We start from the raw sequence: 18,933 nt of genomic DNA, 5'->3' as shown, positions 1-18,933 counted from the left end.
AGCGGTATGACTGAGCAATTTTCCGGATCGGCGCAGCCATCTCTGGGAGTGGAATGGGAAGTGGCGTTCGTTGACCGACGAACGCGCGACACCGCCCCCGCTGCCGCCGAGGTGCTCGACATCATCGATGCGGAGCATCCCGGACATGGGCTCCAGCGAGAGTTCCTCGCCAACACCGTAGAGCTCGTCACCGGTGTGCACACGAACGTGCCCGGTGCCGTAGCGGAGCTCCAAAGCCAGCTGGACATGGTTCTCGAGGCCGCTGATCGCGTTGGGGTGGATGTGTGGTCATCGGGCTCGCATCCGTTCGCCCGCGGTACTGCTCAGCAGGTCAGCGCTAAGGGGCACTACTCCGAAATTATCAACCGCACTCAGTGGTGGGGGAACCAGATGATTATCTGGGGAGTCCACGTCCACGTAGGCATTAAAGACTCCGAACGCGTTTGGCCGATCATTCAGGCTCTGGCAACGAAGCTGCCGCACATGTTGGCGCTGTCTGCCTCCTCACCGGCCTGGAACGGTGAGGACATGGGTTACGCTTCCAACCGAAGCCTGCTCTACCAGCAGCTTCCCACCGCTGGTCAGCCGCCGGCGATTTACACGTGGCCCGAGTGGGAGTCCTACATGCACGACCAGTCCCGCTCCGGCGTCATCAACCACACCGGCTCGATGCACTTGGACATCCGCCCGGCATCAAAGTACGGCACCATTGAGATTCGTGTCGCTGACGCTACCTCTAACCTGCAGGAACTCGCCGCTATCGTGGCATTGACGCACTGCCTGGCGGTTTACTACGACCGCATGTGGGAGGCTGGCGAGGAACTACCGTCACTGCAGTCCTGGCACATCGCCGAAAACAAGTGGCGCGCCGCTCGCTACGGGATGGACGCGTTGGTCATCGTCAATCGCGATACCGACGAGCGGTGGGTTCGCGATGAACTCCGTGAGCTTGTGGTTCAGCTCGCCCCGCTTGCCGACGAACTGGGCTGCCGAGCCGAACTGGAATTCGTCAACAACATCGTGGAAATGGGCGCGGCATACGAGCGTCAGCGCACTGTGGCGGATGCGGCCGGGGCGCTGCCTTCCATGGCTACCGAGGACGACGTACGAGCGAACGAAGAGCGCATTGGCCACACCCCGTGGCGGGCCGCTGTGGATCTTGCAGTGCAGGAACTGCGCGCCGGGCATCCGATAGCGCCTGCAGATTTCCACGAGCAGGTGAGCGACTAGCCGTCGTTAAGCGGTGTGTGCCTAGACCCGCGGTTCCCGGCTGTCATCGCGGGCCACGCTGTCCTCGTCGACGAGCCTCTCCTTGAACGCCTCGTGGCCAACGCGGTTACTAACAATCGGCGATGTACCCAGAGCAAACAGGATAATCAGGGTCAATAGAGCCAAGTCACTGCTAGTAGTTGTGTGAGCTGACGCGTGCGTGGCGACGTGTACAAGCGAGCCCGACAGCGTCAAAATTAGCCCCAGTGTTTGTGGCTTGGAGGATGCGTGCATCCGACTGATGGTGTCGCGGAAGCGTATCAATCCCACGGACGCTGCAACGCACAGTAGCATTCCGGTGAGAATGAGTGTGATGGCGATAATGTCTGCCACGAGAATCATTTGGACTCTCCCTTCGCTGTTTTCGGAGCCGTTGTCGGTGTTGCCTTAGGCGCCGCTTTCTGTGCGGTTTTCTTTGTGGCGACCTTTCCGGCTGCTTTCGTCGCACCCTTCCGGGAGCTCTTTGCGGGCTGCTTTCCGTCATCCGGAACACGGAACTTGGCGACCGCCAGCGAAGACAGGAAACCGAGCAGCGCAATGATGAGCATTGGGTAGACCACCGAAGTGTCCAAGCTCCAGGCCATGAACGCAGCGAGCATGCCCTGCAGCATTGCAGTCGTCGACTCCAGCGCCACCAGGCGGTCCAGCGAGTTTGGACCGGCAATCATGTGCCCGAGGGTAATCATCACCGCAATGAAATAGCCTGCGGCAGCCACTCCGAGCAGAGTGTTAAAAACTTCCGGGTTCATCGGCTACTCCTTTCGCTGCTCTTCTCGCTGCTCTTGTCGCTGCTCACCTGGTTGTCACTTGGCACCGACTTGGTCGGTTGCTCGTTGACATCGCGGTTTTCAAACGCCCGAATAACCCGACGCTCGATTCGAGTCAGCTGGTTGATTTGCTCGGCTACCTTGCTCGTCGACGACGCGTCGAGAATGTGCATGGTCAGCGTCTTTTCCCGCTTGTCGATGTCCACGATGATTCCGCCCGGCTGCAAGTTAATCAGTGCCATTGCAGTCGTGAGCGAAATATCGTCATTGGTGCGCATAGGGACCTTGATGATGGCCGTCGGTGGTGGATCAGCTCGTCGGATGGCCAGCCAGGAGACACTGATTGAGGCCTTCACAAAGTCGATTGTCCAGGAACCGAACAGTCGCACCATGCCACCGAAGTTGATGTCCAGCGCGCTGTTTGGCGGGATAGGCATGGCGAGGTTGAGCAACGTGGCTACCAGGATTCCCGAAAGCACATTGGCAAATGTCACTTCGCCCCACAGCATGACCCAAATAATCAGCGTGAACAGGAACAACAGGATTGAAATACGCGGTGGTCGTTTTGCGGCCACCCTGGCGCGAGCTTTACTCATGAGCTTTCACCTGCTCCTTCCAACGTGCTGGTGGCATGTTCGGTCACCGGGTCCGACTCCCACGGGCTCTTGGTGCGGCCTGGGTTCTTCAGCTGCTCCAGTCCCTTGTCATCAGCCGATTCGATACCGAGAACTGCCGCGCGGTAGTCATCAACATTCGCGACGTTGCTCGCCGCTTCGGTAGCCACATTAGACAGCGGTCCGGCCAGAAGAGTCACGCCCACAGAGGCAATCACCAGTAGGGCCGTCGGCATCACCATGCCGAGTGGCATCCGGCCGACGTCATCACGATCTGCGATAGCGACCATCTGCGTCCTTTCCCGGAGTGCGGCTGGCTGCGCCAGCACGGTGTCGCCCTCAGGGGCATCGGAACGATCGCGCCAAAAGGACTTCGACCAGACGAGAATCATGGTGTAGAGGGTCAGCAGGCTGGTGATAATCGAACCCGCAACCAGAATCCACGCGGTGGCGGAGCCGTCTTGGGCACCCGCCTCAATCAGCATGACCTTGCCCAGGAAGCCCGAGAACGGTGGGATACCACCGAGGTTGAGCGCGGGCACGAGGTATAGCAGCGCCAGCAGCGGCGAGGATTTGGCCAGGCCACCGAGACTGCGCAGGGAGGAGGAGCCCGCCTGGCGTTCGATAAGTCCGACCACCAGGAACAACGCCGTCTGCACCAGAATGTGGTGGACGATGTAGAAGATTGCGCCGCCGAGCCCCAGCGTATTGCCGACGGCAATACCGAAAATCATGTATCCGATGTGGGACACCAGCGTAAATGACAAGAGACGTTTGATGTCATTTTGGGCCATGGCGCCGAGAATGCCCATGAGCATTGTCGCTAGGCCGGCCCACATCAGGACGTCGTCAAGCCTGCCGTCGGGGAAGACGACACTGCGCGTGCGGATGATCGCGTAGACACCCACCTTCGTCAGCAGACCCGCGAAGACCGCGGTGACCATCGACGGTGCGGTGGGGTAGGAGTCTGGCAACCACGCCGACAGCGGGAACACCGCTGCCTTCACCGCGAAGGCAACGAGCAACACTGCGAAGATCGCGGTGCGGGTGCCATCGGGAATGTCCTCCATACGCAGGGAAATATGCGCGAAGTTCACCGTGCCGACCGCTTGATAAACCAGGCCAATCGCCAGCAGGAACACCATCGAGGACAGCATGTTGACCATCACATACGACACGCCTGCGCGAGTGCGTGACGACGAGGCCCCCAGCGTGAGCAGCACGTAGGAGGCTACGAGCAGAACCTCGAAACCGACATACATGTTGAACAGGTCGCCAGCCAGGAAGGCCATCGAGACACCCATGTTGAGCAACATGTACGTCGGAACGAAGACGGAGCTCGGCTCATCTTCGTCACCATCGCTAATACCCTGGCCGATGCCGAACCACATCACGGCAAAGAGGACCAGCTGAGAGACGGTAATCATCAGCACGGCGAGGTTGTCGGCCACGAGCGTGATGCCGATTGGTGCGTCCCAGCCGCCCACCTGGACCGTGTGGATGCCGTGCGCGTAGATGAGATACACCAGTGCGCTGGCGACTCCCAGCAGGCTGCCGAGTGAAAACAGCGCGATCGCCTGCTGTGCTTTGGGAAAACGTGCCAGCAGCAGAGCAATTGCGGCCGTGGCGGCGGGGACGATGATAGGCAGCGGAATTAGTGCCAGAATTATTTGCTCAGTCGTCATCGTCGTCACCTCCTGGGGAGTTTGATGGCGGGGTCACGGGCTTTTCGAAACTGGCCGGACCGAAGCTATCGCCGGCCTCTGTGGGACGACCGGTGGTGGGATCGTCGGACTTGTCGTGGTCCGGAGCAGCTGATGGGTCGCTGGCCCGACGCATTGCCAGGCTGCGGTCCTCGTGGTCATCTTGCACGTGATCGCCGATGCGGTAGCGGTGCTGGCGATAGAGCAGAGCCAACAGGAATGCGGTCATGCCCATGGAAATAACAATTGCGGTGAGGATAAAGGCCTGGGGCAGTGAGTCTGCCTGAGCATCGCTGACCAGCGATTCCCTATCCCAAATTGGTGGCCGTCCCGGTGCACCAGAGCCAAGCAGGATGAGCAGGTTGATACCGTTGCCCATCAGCAACAGCCCCATGAGCATCCTGGTCAACGAACGATCGAGGAACAGGTACACCCCTGTGGCGATCAGCGTGCCGACAGTAGCTAGCAGAACAAAATTGAGAATCACTGGTGAGTGTCCTTTCCTTCGGTCCTAGCTGGGGCTGTTGGTTCTGAGGCCTCCGAGGTGGCTGTGTTGGCAGTGCCTGCGGGTTTAGTGCCGGCAGGTTTAACGCCTGCGGACTTAACACCTGCGGGCTTAGCCGCCGCCAACTTGCTACGCAGCTGGCGGGACTGGCCGAGTGCGGCTCGATTCACACGACGTGAACGATCACGCTCAGCGCGAAGGTTTATCTGAGCATCGATGCCGCCGCCCAAACTGCGCAGGATGTAGACAATCGTGCCAACGACAATCATGTACACACCCAGGTCAAAGAGCATAGGGGAGACAACGGTGACGTCGCCGAGCAGCGGAATTTCCCGCGAGCCGTACCAGGAAGTCAGCGGAGCCCAACCCACGAACAGTGGCCATACGGCGCTAAGAGCCGACACCAGCAGACCGCCGCCGAGAAGTACCTCGGTAGGAATTGGCAGAGTTGCTGCCAGTTCACGATGCCCACCGATGAGATAACGCATGGTCAGTGCCAGCGCAGCCACGAGGCCACCTGCGAAGCCACCACCGACATCGTTGTGGCCGGCGAAGAAGAGGTAGATGGAAACCACCATCATGGCGGGGAAGAGCGCGCGCGATGCCACCAGAACCATGATTGGGTAGCGCAACCGCTCGGCTTCACCGGACTCATCGATGGTGTTCAACCAGCGGGTGTTGCGGCGAGCACGATTCCGCTGTGGCTTAATCTTTGAGCGCATGTGCATCGTGTGCGTGCGGAATACCAGCGAGGTAATCCCCAGCGCCACCATCACCAGCACGGTGATTTCACCGAAGGTATCCCAGGCGCGGATATCGACAAGAAGTACGTTGACCGCATTCTGGCCGTGCCCAATGTCGTGAGCCAGCGGCGGAATGTCGCCGGAGATTGGCTCAGTACGACGGGAGCCCATAGCGTAGGCGGCCAACACTGGGACAGTGACACCGACTGCGATGGCCAGCCATGCACGGTGTCGTATCCACCTCGGATTTGATGCCGGTGCCCGCGGCGAGAGCGTGCGCAGCACCAACACGAAAACAATCATTGAGACCGTCTCAACCAGCAGCTGCGTCAGAGCCAAATCAGGTGCACCGTACATGGCGAAGATAATGGCCAAGCCGTAGCCGGTCACACCTACCAGGATGACACCGGAGAGCCTGTTTTTCTGTTGGGTGGCGGCCAAAGCCGCGATGATCATAATCAACGCGACCGCGCCCTGCGGTGCAGAGTCCCACAGTTCCATCCGGAGCTCATCGCGCTCGCCGAGCAACAACGCACCGATGGACAGCACGATGAGGGTCAGCAAAATGACCGCTTCATTCAACGGGAGGGAACCACGCTGGGTCGCAGCAGTGACACGGAGAGAAAGACGGCGGGCCAAGTCCAGGATTCCGTCGTAAAGCGCATCGGCACTACCGAGAGCCGGCTGATCAAACTGCAGCTGACGCACCAGATTACGCTGCCAATGCATGATGGCACCCACGAGTAGAATTGTGGCCGTCAGTGCCAGCGGAAGGGTGAATCCGTGCCAGAGCGCCAGGTGCGTTTCTGCTTCCGTATTCGGGAATGCGCTGGTGAGGTAGGGCGAGATAATCGAGTCGAGGACGCGGGGAACCAGGCCGAAAACCAAACCTGCCAGCGCCAACAGCCAAGCCGGGCCAATCTGATCCCACGTCGGGGAATCCATCTCTGCCACGGCAGGGGAAGTGCCACCGCCGCTGGCGTGGGTGCTGGACTTGGTCGCAAACGCGGCGCGCAGCAGGTACAGCGAGTACGCTACGGTCAGAATCGAACCCACGACGAGGCCAATGGTGGTAAACACCGACGGCATCCCATGCAGCGGATCAGCATTGAGCGTGGCCTCCAGCGCAGCTTCCTTGGCGACGAAGCCGAAGAACGGCGGCACACCCATCATCGATGCAGCGGCGAGAATCGAAATCACCAGCAACTGCGGCGACTTTCTACCGAGCCCAGAGAGCTCACGGATATCGCGCGTACCAGTCAGCCTGTCAATTGTGCCCGCGACCATAAACAGCGCGGCCTTGAACATGGCATGGCCGAGCGTCAGTGCCAGGGCTGCCAGCATCGTCGCACGCGTGCCTATCGACGCGACTGTGATGATGAATCCCAACTGGCTGACAGTGCCATACGCCATAATCAGCTTGAGATCCTTCTGGCGCAGGGCCATCCAGCCGGCCATGATCATGGTCAAGAGGCCGAGCGGGATGATGATTGGCTGCCACGCGTTGGTGTCATTGAAGGTCGGCGCGAGCCGGGCAACCAGGAACACACCGGCTTTGACCATCGCTGCCGAATGCAGGAAGGAAGAAACCGGGGTAGGGGCGGCCATTGCACCGGGTAGCCAGAAGTGGAAGGGCGCGATAGCGGACTTCGACAGCGCACCAACGACCAGCAGGATTGCGGCCGTGGATACTGCCGTGGAGTCCAGCTGTGCCGCTGTCAGAGCGCCAGGCGCGGTGAGTTCGGAGAAGTTCCAGAAACCGGTGGTCACTCCCATCAGAACGATACCGACCAGCATGATGAGGCCACCCAGCGTCGTGACCAGGAGCGCCTGGCCTGCTGCGCGACGGGAGGAGGCGCGCTCGGCGTAGTAGCCCACCAGGAGGAAGGACAGAACCGAGGTAATTTCCCAGAAGACGAACATCAGCATGATGCTGTCGCTGATGACCAGGCCGTACATCGCCGCAGCGAAGGCGATCATTTGGGCTGCGAAGGAACCTACGCGGCGACGTTTGCCGAGTGGCGGGTTGATGAAGTAACCGGAGCAGTACACCAGTACGAGAAAGCCGATGGTCAAAACCAGCGTGCCGAAGAGCGATTCAATAGGACCTAATCGCAGGTTTACATCCAAGTGGATAATGGGCATCCACGAAAAATGCGTGACGGCGGGTTGCGTGAGTGCGGAAGTTTCCCCGTTGCCATTGTCTAGAGCTAAGCGAACGAGATGGGTGCCGGTGTAGATGGCACCGCCTGCCAGCGGGAGGCTGAGTACGAGGAACCCGCGGGTTCCGAGCCACTTAATCGTCCATGGTGCAAGCGCTGCCGTAACGAACAGGATGCACAGGAGAGAAGTCACTATTCCATAATGATTGGAACACGCCAGTTCATGCAACCCCGTTTTAGGGACTTAAGCATTTGAAGCGGTGTTAACCGAGTGTGTGAAAACGGTCAATTGTTTCTGGGAAAGTGAAAATTTGGGGGTGAGTTGTGGGGGGGGGCGGAAGTTGGGCATTTTTTGGGGCTTGAGCGGCTGACTGCTCAAGCCCCAAATCAGTGCCATTACTGCCCCCCCCAACACCACCCCACCCCAAAGGTCAATACATTGAACTTGGTGATTCATTGAACTGACCACTATTCTTGGCTGCCATGAGTATTAGCGTCCAGAACTTGAGCGTGAGCTACGGCGCGAACACCGCGATTCGGAACATCAGCTTCACCCTCGACTCCCCCGGCATGCACGGCATCATCGGCCCCAACGGCTCAGGCAAATCCACCCTCATGAAGGCGATGCTCCAGATCCTGGACAAACACAACGTCCACGGCACAGGCCCCACCGGCGCCCCTGCCGGCTACCCCGTCACCCTCGACGGCAAGGCCCCCGCCGAGCAGCGCCGCGCAATCGCTTATATCGAGCAGCGCTCTGACCTCGACCGCAACTTCCCCACCAGCGTCTTCGACACCGTCCTGATGGGCACTTACCCGCGCCTGGGTCTTTTCCACCGCCCCGGCAAGGCCGAACGCGAAGCAGCCACCCAGGCTCTCAAGGACGTCGACATGTGGGACTTTCGCCACCGCCACATCAGCGAACTCTCGGGCGGACAGTTCCAGCGCGTCCTCTTTGCCCGCGCCATCGTCCAGGACGCGGAGTACATCTTCCTGGACGAGCCCTTCGTCGGCATCGACGTCCCCAGCGAGAAGACGATCGTGACCCTGCTGCGGCAGATGGCGGACGCGGGCAAGCACGTCGTCGTCGTGCACCACGACATGAACACGGTGCGCGGCTACTACAACGACCTCATCGTCCTCAACGGCGAGCTCGTCGCGGCGGGTCCCACCGAGGAGGTCTTCGTCCCCGACGTGCTGCAGAAGGCCTTCGGCGCGCTCGTCATCCGCGAGCCGTCAGCACCAGCCCACCCCACGCCACGGCAGGCAGCCCTCCAGGAGGAGACAGCATGATCGCGGAGTTCCTCGACTCACTACTCAGCCACGGCTACCTGCAAAAAGCGCTGATCACCTCGGTGATCGTGGGCGTGGCCTGCGGCATCGTCGGCAGCTTCATCGTGCTGCGCGGCATGGCCCTGATCGGCGACGCCATCTCGCACGCCGTACTACCGGGGGTCGCGGCCTCCTACCTGCTCGGCACGAACCTCTTCCTCGGGGCGGTGGTCGCGGGTCTACTCGCCACACTGGCGATCGGGCTGATCAGCGAACGCTCCACTGTGAAGAACGATTCGGCGATCGGCATCGTCTTTTCCACCTTCTTCGCGATCGGCGTGCTGCTCATGGCGAAAGCGCAGACGGCGACGGATCTGACGGAGATCCTCTTCGGCAACGTCCTGACCGTTCAGGACGCCGACCGCAACCTCTCGATCGGTATTGCCGCTGCCGTGCTGATTCTCACGCTGGTCTTTTACAAGGAGCTCAAGCTCAGCACCTTCGACCCCGTCATGGCGCAGTCGGCTGGCGTGCCCGTGCGGGCAATCCACTACGGGCTGATGGTGGTGCTCACGCTGGTGACGGTCATTTCCCTGCAGACGGTGGGCGTGATCCTGGTGGTCTCCCTGCTGATCACTCCGGCGTCGGCGGCGTACCTGCTGACGAACCGGCTGGGAGTGATGATCGGGCTTTCAGTGGCGATCTCGGCGCTCAGCTCCGTAGTGGGGCTGTTCCTGAGCTATAGCTACAACGTGTCCTCCGGCGTGACGATCGTGCTGACCGCCAGCGCGCTGTTCCTGCTGGCTTTCCTCTTCGCGCCAGGCAAGGGACTGATTGCTCGCTCGCTGGGCAATAAGCCACTGGCCGCGCTGTTGGCCCTCCTGGTGGGCGGTGCCCTCGTGTTCGGGGCCGTGACCTTCTCGACGGAGGAGAAGGCAGACGGTGAGCAGCTGAACGTCGTCACCACCTTCACGCTGCTGGCGGACCTGGTGGAGGAGATCGGCGGCGAGGCGGTGGACGTCCATAACCTCGTGCCGACCGGCACGGACCCGCACGACTACGACCCCCTGCCCGCGGACCTGGATGCGACGAGCGACGCCGACCTGCTGTTCTACAACGGGCTGAACCTCGAGGGCGGTGAGCACGGCTGGCTCGCGAAACTGAAAAACACCGCGGGCCTGGACGATTCCCAGATGGTCGAGGCCACCAAGGGCGTGGAACCGAAGTACCTCAAGGACGAAAAGGGCAATCAGGAGATCAACCCGCACGCCTTCCTGGACCCGACCGTCGGCATCGCGATGGCCGAGAACGTGACCGCGGCGCTGGCCGAGGCCCTGCCCGAGCGTGCCGAGCACATCGAGGAGAAGGGGGCGGAGTACAAGGCCATGCTGGAGAGCATCGACGCCGACTACCGCGAGCAGATCGGTGCGCTGCCGAAGGAGGATCGTGTGCTCGTGGCCAGTGAACATGCCTTCCAATACATGGTCGACACCTACGGCATGGAGCAGCTGTATATCTGGCAGATCGACACGGATGAAAACGGCTCCCCCGCGCAGATCGGACACCTCGTGCGCCAGCTGAAGGACAAGCGCCCGAAGCACCTGTTCGTGGAGTCGAACGTGGATACGCGCCCCATGAAGACCGTCTCGAAGGAGGCCGGGATTCCGATCTTCGACGAGCCACTGCACTCCGATGAGCTCGGCAAGCCGGGCACGGTCGCGGGAACCTACGAGGATTTCCTGCGCAGCAACTTGAAGACCATGATCGCGGGGCTGAAGCGCTAAAACGCGAATGCTCGAGGCCCACATGCGTTGGGCTTCCCCGGTCGCATTCCCGTTACCTTGTGAGTGTCCCCGATAATGGGGATAGTCGCTGGTCCCGGTATGGCTTACCTGCCCTGTAGTTTCCATAATCCGGGGGGGGTGTTGCCGCCGGGTGCCAGGACTTTCGATGACAGCTGATAGGGACACGGCCAGTTTTAAACTAGGTCTCTTTGTAACGTGGGTGCTTGCAACGAAGGTCATGACACCAGCGACTGGAACAACGCCATACCCATCTCGTTTTCTAGGAGCTCATCATGTCTCCGGAGCATTCCATCGACATATTCCTTGGTCTAGACGTCGGCAAATCTGAACACCACGCCTGCGCCTTAGACCGTGATGGCAACAAGGTCTTCGACAAACCGTTGCCTCAACTCGAATCCGAACTAGCAGGCGTTTTTCACCAGCTTCAGAAGCTTGGCACCGTGCTCGTGATCGTCGACCAACCCAACACCATCGGCGCACTACCGATTGCTGTAGCCCGGGACTGCGGTTGCGAAGTCGGATACCTGCCAGGTCTTGCGATGCGCAAAGCTGCAGATCTCTATCCGGGACGTGCAAAAACAGACAAACGCGACGCATTCATCATCGCCGACACCGCCCGCACAATGCCCCACACGCTACGTGCCGTCGACCGCAATGATGAGGTACTCTCCGCCCTAAAGATGCTGTCCGGCTTCGATGATGACATCGCCCGCGATTGCACTCGCACTGTCAATCGGCTTCGCAGTGTCCTCACCCAGATCTACCCCAGCCTGGAACGAGTTTTTGCTGGTAGCACCCTGACTCGCACGCCGATCCTGGAATTATTGATCCATTACAAGGGACCGCAGGGGCTAAAAAGAGCCGGATACCAACGAGTGTTGAACTGGATGATCAAGCGCACACGTAAAGACCCCACCCCGCTGGTAGACGACATTTTTACAGCGCTGAAAGCTCAAACAGTCACCGTGCCTGGAAGCGATGCCGCCGAGTTAGTAATTCCTCAACTGGCTGCAAACATCCAGGCCCTCAAAGAGCAACGAAACACCATTGCTGAGCAGGTTGAAGAGATGCTCGCTGATTTCCCTCTTTGTGAGGTCTTGATGAGTATGCCCGGAGTCGGCATCAAGACCGCAGCGCAGATCCTTCTTGCGATCGGTGATGGCTCCGACTTCGCTAGTGCTGGCCACTTAGCTGCTTATGCTGGAATAGCACCCGTGACTAGACGATCCGGTTCGTCGATCAGAGGTGAATTCCCGGCACGGTCAGGCAATAAACGACTGAAAAACGCCTTGTTCTACTCCGCATTCGCAGTTATCCGCAGCCACGAACCGTCACGGCGGTATTACGAACGCAAACGCGCTGAAGGAAAACGCCACAACGCAGCAGTCATCTGCCTGGCACGACGCCGATGCAATGTCATCTACGCGATGCTGAAAAACAAGGAGTTCTTCCGCGAAATCCCGCCACGCCCCGTCGCCGCATAAAGCCCCAAAGACGAAGCCGACCAGCACACGCTGGCCGGCTCCTAGGCACGCCTAAGAAACTACTCCCAAGACTGTGCTCGTCAACATCGGTCTGGCACTTGACAAAAACATAGGGACACCCCCCGTTTACTAAACGAGCAGCATCCGCGTCCTACCCATGCAGGCGGTTAGCAGCGCAGACCAAAGCGGAGAGCACGGAAGCCTCCGGAGTCTGGCCGAAGCCCATGGTCCACACATGGTCATTGTTGTGACCTGCATAGACAAAGGTAGCGGTAGCTTCGAAGATTTCGAACTGGTGGAATTCCACGATTTCCACGCGGTAACCTGCATCAGCCAGCAGATTAGTGCAAGCCGACACCGGCCCCATAGCGGTAATCTCCTGGGTGAAGGTGTGGGTGTGGTCGTCCTTGTCGGTCAGTGTTAAGTCAGCGTTGAAATTCCAGCGCCCCAGGGTGCCGCGGGTTGCCTCGAAATTCTTGATCTGAACCGGGCCGCTCGTGGGGGAGTAGGTGTCCTTGAACTTCTGCCAGTTCATGCCACGAGCTTCTTGCCTTAAGCCTCGAGGCAGGCGATGTCCGAATCGAGCCCTAAATGGATCGTCGGAATAAGTTCGCACATTGCCGTCGTCCTGGTGCTCCAACGAAGGGCGCTTGCCCGTGAACGTCGTCGAAGTGGACATGTTCTTCTGGGTGCGAGTGGGAAACATTCTTTTCTGGTCCTTTGCTTAGTTGCTTTTGCTGTGAGTGGCGGACCAACCAAGTGCTTTGAGAAGTTGCGGCCAGAGACCCCGTGTGGAGGGGTCAGTCCTGTCGGCCTCCACCGGGGTTCGTAGCCTTCGCTACTCGAATAAGAATGTTCTGCTGCATGGGTGGAACCTTACTACAGGTAAAAGATGTGACACAAGTCATTCAATCAATATCTTTGGTGGATTCTTTGCTGTCCCCGTTAAATCCCGTTGACAGAGGCCAGGAAAACCGCCTCGCCAATAGCGATGTCGCGAATCTCGTTCGGGTCGACCGATTCATCAGCCGAGTGGATGCGAGCCTGTGGCTCCTCCACGCCGTAAAGCGCGATGTCAGCACCTGGTACGGCGTCCAGCAGGGTGGCGCACAGCGGAATTGAGGCGCCCTCGCCCATGCTTGCGGTCTCCTTGCCATAGGCGGCCGACAGGCTGTCGGCAACCAGCTGCACAACCTTGCCCTCAACATTGGCCCGGAATGGGTTCGCTAGCTCGTCGCGTTCGACCGTCACCTTCACGCCCCACGGAGCATGCGCGCGCAGGTGATTCTCCAGTGCCTCCTGTGCTTCGGCCGGGTCGACGCCGCCTGGGATACGGAAGTTGATGTGCGCCATAGCAGTCGATGAAATTGCGTTGACAGCATTGGTCGCTGGTGGGCAGTCGATTCCGGTCACAATCACAGACGGGCGAGCCCAGGTCAGGTCAGAGACGGAAGCGTCCTCGTTGCTAATTAGGTCCACGCCGTCGAGTACACCTGCGTCGGTGCGGAAAGTCTCTGGCGCGTAGTCCAGCCCCTCCCAGCGCTGCGAGCAGTCCAGGCCGTCAATAGAGGTAAAGCCATTTTCATCGCGCAGGCTGTCGAGCATACGAATCAACGCCGCCAGTGCATCCGGAGCTGCGCCGCCGAACATGCCCGAGTGCACCGGCTGCTCCAGCGCATCGACGCGAACTTCCACATCGGCGGTGCCGCGCAGGGTGGTCACGAGTGTCGGCTGGCCAACCTCGGCATTGCCGACATCCGCAATGAGGATGACGTCGGCGTCGAAAAGCTCCGGCTGCGTGGCGATGAGGTTGTTCAGGCCCGCCGATCCGCGCTCCTCGGAACCTTCCACGATGAGCTTGATGTTTGGCATGTCGACGTGGCCCGCAAGAGCGTCGTCGCGCAGCGCGCGCAGCGCAGCCAGGTGCATGACCACGTTGCCCTTGCAGTCGGCAGTACCGCGTCCGTACCAGCGACCGTCGCGCTCATCGAGCGTCCACGGATCCGCGGTCCAAGCGGATTCGTCGCCCGCCGGCTGGACGTCGTAATGGGAGTAGAGCAGTACGGTCTTCGCGCTTTCCGACGACCCGGGGATGAAACCCGACAGTGCAATCGAACCGTCGATGGTGTGATGCGCCTCTAGCTCGATACCCAGCTCTGCGTACATGTCAGTAACCGCCTGGGCTGCGTCGATGCAGGCCTGCTTGGTTTCTTCGGTGCCGTGTACGGATGGGAAAGCGACCAGCTCGGTCAGCTGAGTGCGGATGGTCTCGCGTTGGCTGGAGATGTGGTCTCGCAGGGTGCCCGTGAGTTCCTTATTAATAATGCTCATGTGCGACAGTGTAGGCGCACAACCATGATGGCGTTGGAAGTGGCATAAGGAGTGACGCCAGGAGTGACAATGCTTAACCTTGCACTCGATGGGGTTGAGTGCTAAAAAAGTGAATTAGCACTTGCTCTAATTGAGTGCTAATAAAAACAACTTCACACCTTGTGTATGTGTGCGTTGTATGCGAGTTGCAGCAAACTGCAGCACATACTGCAGCGCAGGCTGAAACAAGTGTTGCAAAGTCGTTAAAAAGTACAGTGTTGACTCCGGTGATGGAGAGGGCGGCGCTTCCCTCGAATCACATGCCGTCGCGGGCGCCTGGGTCAACTTCCAATGTAAGTGCCACATAAATAGACGGAGGATTCTTCAAACCTCATGGCTAAGATGATTGCATTTGACGAGGAGGCCCGCCGCGGTCTCGAAACGGGTCTGAACACCCTGGCAGACGCTGTCAAGGTTACGCTGGGCCCGAAGGGTCGCAACGTAGTCCTCGAGCGCAAGTGGGGCGCACCGCTGATCACCAACGACGGTGTCTCCATTGCACGTGAAATCGAACTTGAGGATCCTTACGAGAAGATCGGCGCTGAGCTGGTCAAGGAAGTTGCCAAGAAGACCGACGACGTCGCTGGTGACGGTACTACTACCGCTACCGTTCTGGCTCAGGCTCTGGTTTCCGAGGGTCTGCGCAACGTTGCTGCTGGCTCCAACCCGATGGGCATCAAGCGCGGCATCGAGAAGGCTGTCACGGCTGTTACCGAGAAGCTCCTGGAGTCCGCTAAGGACATTGAGACCAAGGAGCAGATTGCTGCTACCGCTGGTATCTCCGCTGCTGACCCGGCTATCGGTGAGCTGATTGCCACCGCTATGGACAAGGTCGGCAAGGAAGGCGTCATTACCGTGGAAGAGGCCAACACCTTTGGTCTCGACCTGGAGCTGACCGAGGGTATGCGCTTCGACAAGGGCTACATCTCCGGTTACTTCGCCACTGACATGGAGCGCCAGGAGGCCGTTCTGGAGGATCCGTACATCCTCCTGGTTTCCGGCAAGATTTCCAACATCAAGGACCTGCTGCCGCTGCTGGAGAAGGTCATGCAGTCCGGCAAGCCGCTGCTGATCATTGCTGAGGACGTCGAGGGCGAGGCTCTGTCCACCCTGGTCGTCAACAAGATCCGCGGTACCTTCAAGTCTGTCGCTGTCAAGGCTCCGGGCTTCGGCGACCGTCGTAAGGCAATGCTGCAGGACATGGCTATCCTGACCGATGGCCAGGTCATCTCCGAGGAGGTCGGCCTGTCGCTCGAGACCGCTGACCTGCCGCTGCTGGGTCGCGCTCGCAAGGTGGTCGTCACCAAGGACGAGACCACTATCGTCGAGGGCGCTGGCGAGCAGTCCGCTATCGAGGGCCGCGTCAACCAGATCCGCGCTGAGATCGAGAACTCCGACTCCGACTACGACAAGGAGAAGCTGCAGGAGCGCCTGGCTAAGCTCGCCGGCGGTGTTGCAGTTATCAAGGCTGGCGCCGCAACTGAGGTCGAGCTCAAGGAGCGCAAGCACCGCATTGAGGATGCCGTCCGTAACGCAAAGGCTGCTGTGGAAGAGGGCATCGTCGCAGGTGGCGGTTCCGCACTGCTGCAGGTCTCGCACGTGCTTGACGACGAGCTGGGTCTGACCGGCGACGAGGCAACCGGTGTCCGCATCGTGCGTGCGGCTCTCGCAGCTCCGCTGCGCCAGATTGCTCTGAACGCTGGTTTCGAGGCCGGCGTCGTTACCGAGAAGGTTGCTTCCCTGCCGCAGGGTGAAGGCCTGAACGCTGCTACCGGCGAGTACATCGACCTGATGGAAGCTGGCATCAACGACCCGGTGAAGGTTACCCGCTCCGCACTGCAGAATGCCGCTTCCATTGCGGCTCTGTTCCTGACCACCGAGGCTGTTGTCGCTGACAAGCCGGAACCGGCTATGCCGGCAATGCCGGGTGGCGACGAGATGGGCGGCATGGGCTTCTAAAAGAGGTCCCGACTGCTTGAGTTAGCCTAAAAAGCGCCGCTGAGGGAAATCCTCAGCGGCGCTTTTTGCTGTGTAACTTGAGAAAGTTTTAAGTCCCCGAACCCACCCTCGTTGCATCAGACGCCTCAGCGCTTGGTAGTGAAAAATAACCGATGATCTGTACCCATGTACGCAATGACGAGGACTGTCTGTTATTAATCCTGCTGCCTCAGTACAGGTGAGATCTTTAGGTGTCCCTTTAAGGCCAGAGACAGGCCGTCGCGCTCGCCGACAATCTGGATGCAACTACCGACTTATCAAAATGTGAAATTCTTCTGGTTTCGCTACCGAACCCTGCCACTTTGCTATTCGGCCGGCTTATTCGCGGCCTCGATAAGCTCGGTTGACCAGTTCGCCTGCTGAATACGGGTATCCAAGTCCCGGTATTCCTTCGCCGCCTTGTCGGCTTTCTGGCGCAGCGACCGGATATCCACAGTGGCGACATAGCGAATCTCCGAAGCTGAGTATCGATCCCGCCGACCCGAGCCCTGATCGGCTGCGGAGGTGTAGAACCGCCGCCGTGTTAGCAGGTGGTCGCGCTTCGCAAGTGCGTCGCTAAGCGTTCCGTCCTCGAAGGCAGTAGCGGAATTCGTGGCATTAATCGAGCGCACCAGCCATTCGAAGCGCGCCATCAGACGCTCGGCTTCGGCAATAAGCGCTTGCGGATCTTCATCAGGCGTATCGCCTTCCTGCACCTGCGCCACCAGCGCGAGACGGCGATTAATCTCAGCCAGCCGGTCGGAAACTTCGGATCGTGCGGCAAGAGCCTCGGATAACAACATGGCATTTATTGTACGCGCAGTGCTTATCGACGGTCGCTGCGTGCAGTCCCACCCCCTCAATTTCGGTAAGACGGAACGTTAACTGCTGGGAAATTGCAGGTAAGGGCACCCGCATGGGGGACGTGTGGTAGAGAAATTCAGTAGGATAAGGGGTATGGCTGACAAGAATGAAGAGGAATTCCACATCGTCGATTTGGCGAAGACCGAAGGTTACGTCGTCGATGATTCTGATGAGGACGATCCGGTACTGGTCACTCCAGACGGTGAGCGGGTTGATACCTGGCGCGATGGCTACCCGTACGAGGAGCGCATGACGCGCAAGGAATACGAGTCTATTAAGAGGAAGCTGCAGATTGAGCTTCTGAAGTGGCAGAACTGGACCAAGGAAACTGGTCAGAAGCACATCATCCTCTTCGAAGGCCGTGACGCCGCTGGTAAGGGCGGTACCATTAAGCGCTTTAACGAGCACCTGAATCCGCGTGGTGCTCGAACTGTGGCTCTGGAAAAGCCGTCGCCGCGTGAGTCCACCTCGTGGTACTTCCAGCGCTATATTGAGCATTTTCCGTGCGCTGGCGAAATCGTCTTCTTCGACCGTTCTTGGTACAACCGTTCGGGCGTTGAGCGCGTGATGGGTTTCTGTACTGAGTCTCAGCATGCAGAGTTCCTGCGTGAGGTTCCGATGCTGGAGAACATGATTCTGGGCTCCGGTATTTCGCTGACCAAGCTGTGGTTCTCGGTGACCCAGAAGGAGCAGCGCACTCGCTTCGCTATTCGCCAGGTCGACCCGGTACGTCAGTGGAAGCTCTCTCCGATGGACCTCGCATCGCTGGACCGTTGGGGTGACTACACCCGCGCGAAGGAAGAGCAGTTCCGTTACACGGATACCGATGAGTCCCCGTGGATTACCATTAAGTCCAACGACAAGAAGCGTGCCCGCATCAACGCGATGCGTTACGTGCTGAGCAAGTTTGAGTACACGGAGAAGGACCACGAGCTGGTTGGTACTCCGGACCCGAAGATTGTTAAGCGTGGCCGTGACCAGATTGGTGACTAGCTCGGTGGTCCGTGACTGACAAAGTTCTTGTCTAGAAGAAACGCCCGTAGGAGTGCTCAGGCACTCGGCGGGCGTTTTCTTATGGCTGGCGGCGGCGGGGCGATGCCCTTACGGCTGACGACGGCGGGCCAGTGCAAGTTAGTGACTGAGTTTATGTCAAAAACGGCCAGAAAATTGGCCGGTAGGTTCAGGCGGTGAATGCATCACCACTTTCGACCAGGAGAAGTAGTGAAGCAAACCCGCCGAACGAAATACAGTGCCATCAAACCGATTGCGCTTCAACACATCGCCAACGGGGCATCAGCAAGCACAGTTGGACGTGAGTTAGGGATACCCTCACCAACAGTCAGGCGGTGGGCGCGACAAGCCGGAATTGAGATCCAGCACCAATCGCACTACCCGAAG

General features: G+C 59.4%; 16 protein-coding genes. 7 read left to right on the top strand and 9 right to left on the bottom strand.

The annotated features are described in order from the left end of the window. The first annotated feature begins 6 nt into the window (after window positions 1-6). Window positions 7-1,230: a glutamate--cysteine ligase gene (locus AB1Z34_RS01390; RefSeq protein ID WP_367157789.1), complete on the top strand. Its 1,224-nt coding sequence runs from the start codon at window positions 7-9 to the stop codon at window positions 1,228-1,230. A 21-nt stretch (window positions 1,231-1,251) separates the two neighbouring features. On the opposite strand, the gene AB1Z34_RS01385 is transcribed toward AB1Z34_RS01390, so the two are convergent. The 6 genes from AB1Z34_RS01385 to AB1Z34_RS01360 are packed head-to-tail and all read right to left on the bottom strand — an operon-like array spanning window position 1,252 to window position 7,956. Continuing rightward, window positions 1,252-1,611 (bottom strand): monovalent cation/H(+) antiporter subunit G, encoded by a 360-nt coding sequence (locus tag AB1Z34_RS01385; RefSeq protein WP_367157788.1) that lies wholly within the window; start codon window positions 1,609-1,611, stop codon window positions 1,252-1,254. Then, complete coding sequence (locus AB1Z34_RS01380; RefSeq protein ID WP_049189490.1) at window positions 1,608-2,018, bottom strand: monovalent cation/H+ antiporter complex subunit F; 411 nt, start codon at window positions 2,016-2,018, stop codon at window positions 1,608-1,610. The genes AB1Z34_RS01385 and AB1Z34_RS01380 overlap by 4 nt, the downstream gene beginning before the upstream one ends. Further along, a complete protein-coding gene (locus tag AB1Z34_RS01375) occupies window positions 2,015-2,632 on the bottom strand; it encodes a Na+/H+ antiporter subunit E (RefSeq protein WP_070603901.1) in 618 nt (205 codons plus the stop codon). Before AB1Z34_RS01375 ends, AB1Z34_RS01380 begins: the two co-directional genes overlap by 4 nt. Next, window positions 2,629-4,335, bottom strand: a complete 1,707-nt coding sequence (locus AB1Z34_RS01370; protein ID WP_367157787.1) for a Na+/H+ antiporter subunit D — start codon at window positions 4,333-4,335, stop codon at window positions 2,629-2,631. Before AB1Z34_RS01370 ends, AB1Z34_RS01375 begins: the two co-directional genes overlap by 4 nt. Next, complete coding sequence (locus tag AB1Z34_RS01365; RefSeq protein WP_367157786.1) at window positions 4,325-4,840, bottom strand: Na(+)/H(+) antiporter subunit C; 516 nt, start codon at window positions 4,838-4,840, stop codon at window positions 4,325-4,327. Before AB1Z34_RS01365 ends, AB1Z34_RS01370 begins: the two co-directional genes overlap by 11 nt. Then, complete coding sequence (locus AB1Z34_RS01360) at window positions 4,837-7,956, bottom strand: Na+/H+ antiporter subunit A (protein WP_367157785.1); 3,120 nt, start codon at window positions 7,954-7,956, stop codon at window positions 4,837-4,839. Before AB1Z34_RS01360 ends, AB1Z34_RS01365 begins: the two co-directional genes overlap by 4 nt. Before the next feature lie 290 nt (window positions 7,957-8,246). On the opposite strand from AB1Z34_RS01360, the gene AB1Z34_RS01355 reads away from it, so the two are divergent. From AB1Z34_RS01355 to AB1Z34_RS01345, 3 genes are all read left to right on the top strand, one after another. Next, window positions 8,247-9,056, top strand: a complete 810-nt coding sequence (locus AB1Z34_RS01355) for a metal ABC transporter ATP-binding protein (RefSeq protein ID WP_035006260.1) — start codon at window positions 8,247-8,249, stop codon at window positions 9,054-9,056. After that, window positions 9,053-10,819: an iron chelate uptake ABC transporter family permease subunit gene (locus AB1Z34_RS01350; protein ID WP_222865187.1), complete on the top strand. Its 1,767-nt coding sequence runs from the start codon at window positions 9,053-9,055 to the stop codon at window positions 10,817-10,819. The genes AB1Z34_RS01355 and AB1Z34_RS01350 overlap by 4 nt, the downstream gene beginning before the upstream one ends. Before the next feature lie 293 nt (window positions 10,820-11,112). Continuing rightward, window positions 11,113-12,324, top strand: coding sequence for an IS110 family transposase (locus AB1Z34_RS01345; RefSeq protein ID WP_011273191.1), 1,212 nt, complete (start codon window positions 11,113-11,115; stop codon window positions 12,322-12,324). A gap of 151 nt (window positions 12,325-12,475) precedes the next feature. Here AB1Z34_RS01345 and AB1Z34_RS01340 read toward each other — a convergent pair whose 3' ends face one another. After that, window positions 12,476-13,030: a hypothetical protein gene (locus AB1Z34_RS01340; protein ID WP_048731724.1), complete on the bottom strand. Its 555-nt coding sequence runs from the start codon at window positions 13,028-13,030 to the stop codon at window positions 12,476-12,478. Between the two features lie 239 nt (window positions 13,031-13,269). Then, entirely contained in the window at window positions 13,270-14,655 is a 1,386-nt protein-coding gene (locus AB1Z34_RS01335; protein WP_367157784.1) for a dipeptidase, read from the bottom strand. Between the two features lie 372 nt (window positions 14,656-15,027). Between AB1Z34_RS01335 and groL the strand changes: the two genes are divergently transcribed. After that, a complete protein-coding gene (gene groL / locus AB1Z34_RS01330) occupies window positions 15,028-16,653 on the top strand; it encodes a chaperonin GroEL (protein ID WP_038626677.1) in 1,626 nt (541 codons plus the stop codon). A gap of 344 nt (window positions 16,654-16,997) precedes the next feature. On the opposite strand, the gene AB1Z34_RS01325 is transcribed toward groL, so the two are convergent. Then, entirely contained in the window at window positions 16,998-17,474 is a 477-nt protein-coding gene (locus AB1Z34_RS01325; protein WP_049190643.1) for a DIP1984 family protein, read from the bottom strand. 154 nt (window positions 17,475-17,628) lie between these two features. On the opposite strand from AB1Z34_RS01325, the gene ppk2 reads away from it, so the two are divergent. After that, window positions 17,629-18,528: a polyphosphate kinase 2 gene (ppk2, locus tag AB1Z34_RS01320; RefSeq protein WP_005510168.1), complete on the top strand. Its 900-nt coding sequence runs from the start codon at window positions 17,629-17,631 to the stop codon at window positions 18,526-18,528. 198 nt (window positions 18,529-18,726) lie between these two features. After that, on the top strand, window positions 18,727-18,933 hold a 207-nt coding region (locus AB1Z34_RS01315), incomplete at its 3' end, for a helix-turn-helix domain-containing protein (RefSeq protein WP_367157783.1).

The sequence above is a fragment of the Corynebacterium sp. 045007 genome (genome assembly GCF_040743205.1).
GTDB lineage: Bacteria > Actinomycetota > Actinomycetes > Mycobacteriales > Mycobacteriaceae > Corynebacterium > Corynebacterium jeikeium_D.
This window is presented reverse-complemented; position numbering and strand designations above follow the sequence as displayed.

What these genes read in the sequence shown, in the direction of transcription:
- AB1Z34_RS01390 (WP_367157789.1), top strand. Translation starts at nt 7, where the DNA reads ATGACTGAGCAATTTTCCGGATCGGCGCAGCCATCTCTGGGAGTGGAA.
- AB1Z34_RS01385 (WP_367157788.1), bottom strand. Translation starts at nt 1,611, where the DNA reads ATGATTCTCGTGGCAGACATTATCGCCATCACACTCATTCTCACCGGA.
- AB1Z34_RS01380 (WP_049189490.1), bottom strand. Translation starts at nt 2,018, where the DNA reads ATGAACCCGGAAGTTTTTAACACTCTGCTCGGAGTGGCTGCCGCAGGC.
- AB1Z34_RS01375 (WP_070603901.1), bottom strand. Translation starts at nt 2,632, where the DNA reads ATGAGTAAAGCTCGCGCCAGGGTGGCCGCAAAACGACCACCGCGTATT.
- AB1Z34_RS01370 (WP_367157787.1), bottom strand. Translation starts at nt 4,335, where the DNA reads ATGACGACTGAGCAAATAATTCTGGCACTAATTCCGCTGCCTATCATC.
- AB1Z34_RS01355 (WP_035006260.1), top strand. Translation starts at nt 8,247, where the DNA reads ATGAGTATTAGCGTCCAGAACTTGAGCGTGAGCTACGGCGCGAACACC.
- AB1Z34_RS01350 (WP_222865187.1), top strand. Translation starts at nt 9,053, where the DNA reads ATGATCGCGGAGTTCCTCGACTCACTACTCAGCCACGGCTACCTGCAA.
- AB1Z34_RS01345 (WP_011273191.1), top strand. Translation starts at nt 11,113, where the DNA reads ATGTCTCCGGAGCATTCCATCGACATATTCCTTGGTCTAGACGTCGGC.
- AB1Z34_RS01340 (WP_048731724.1), bottom strand. Translation starts at nt 13,030, where the DNA reads ATGTTTCCCACTCGCACCCAGAAGAACATGTCCACTTCGACGACGTTC.
- AB1Z34_RS01335 (WP_367157784.1), bottom strand. Translation starts at nt 14,655, where the DNA reads ATGAGCATTATTAATAAGGAACTCACGGGCACCCTGCGAGACCACATC.
- groL (WP_038626677.1), top strand. Translation starts at nt 15,028, where the DNA reads ATGGCTAAGATGATTGCATTTGACGAGGAGGCCCGCCGCGGTCTCGAA.
- AB1Z34_RS01325 (WP_049190643.1), bottom strand. Translation starts at nt 17,474, where the DNA reads ATGTTGTTATCCGAGGCTCTTGCCGCACGATCCGAAGTTTCCGACCGG.
- ppk2 (WP_005510168.1), top strand. Translation starts at nt 17,629, where the DNA reads ATGGCTGACAAGAATGAAGAGGAATTCCACATCGTCGATTTGGCGAAG.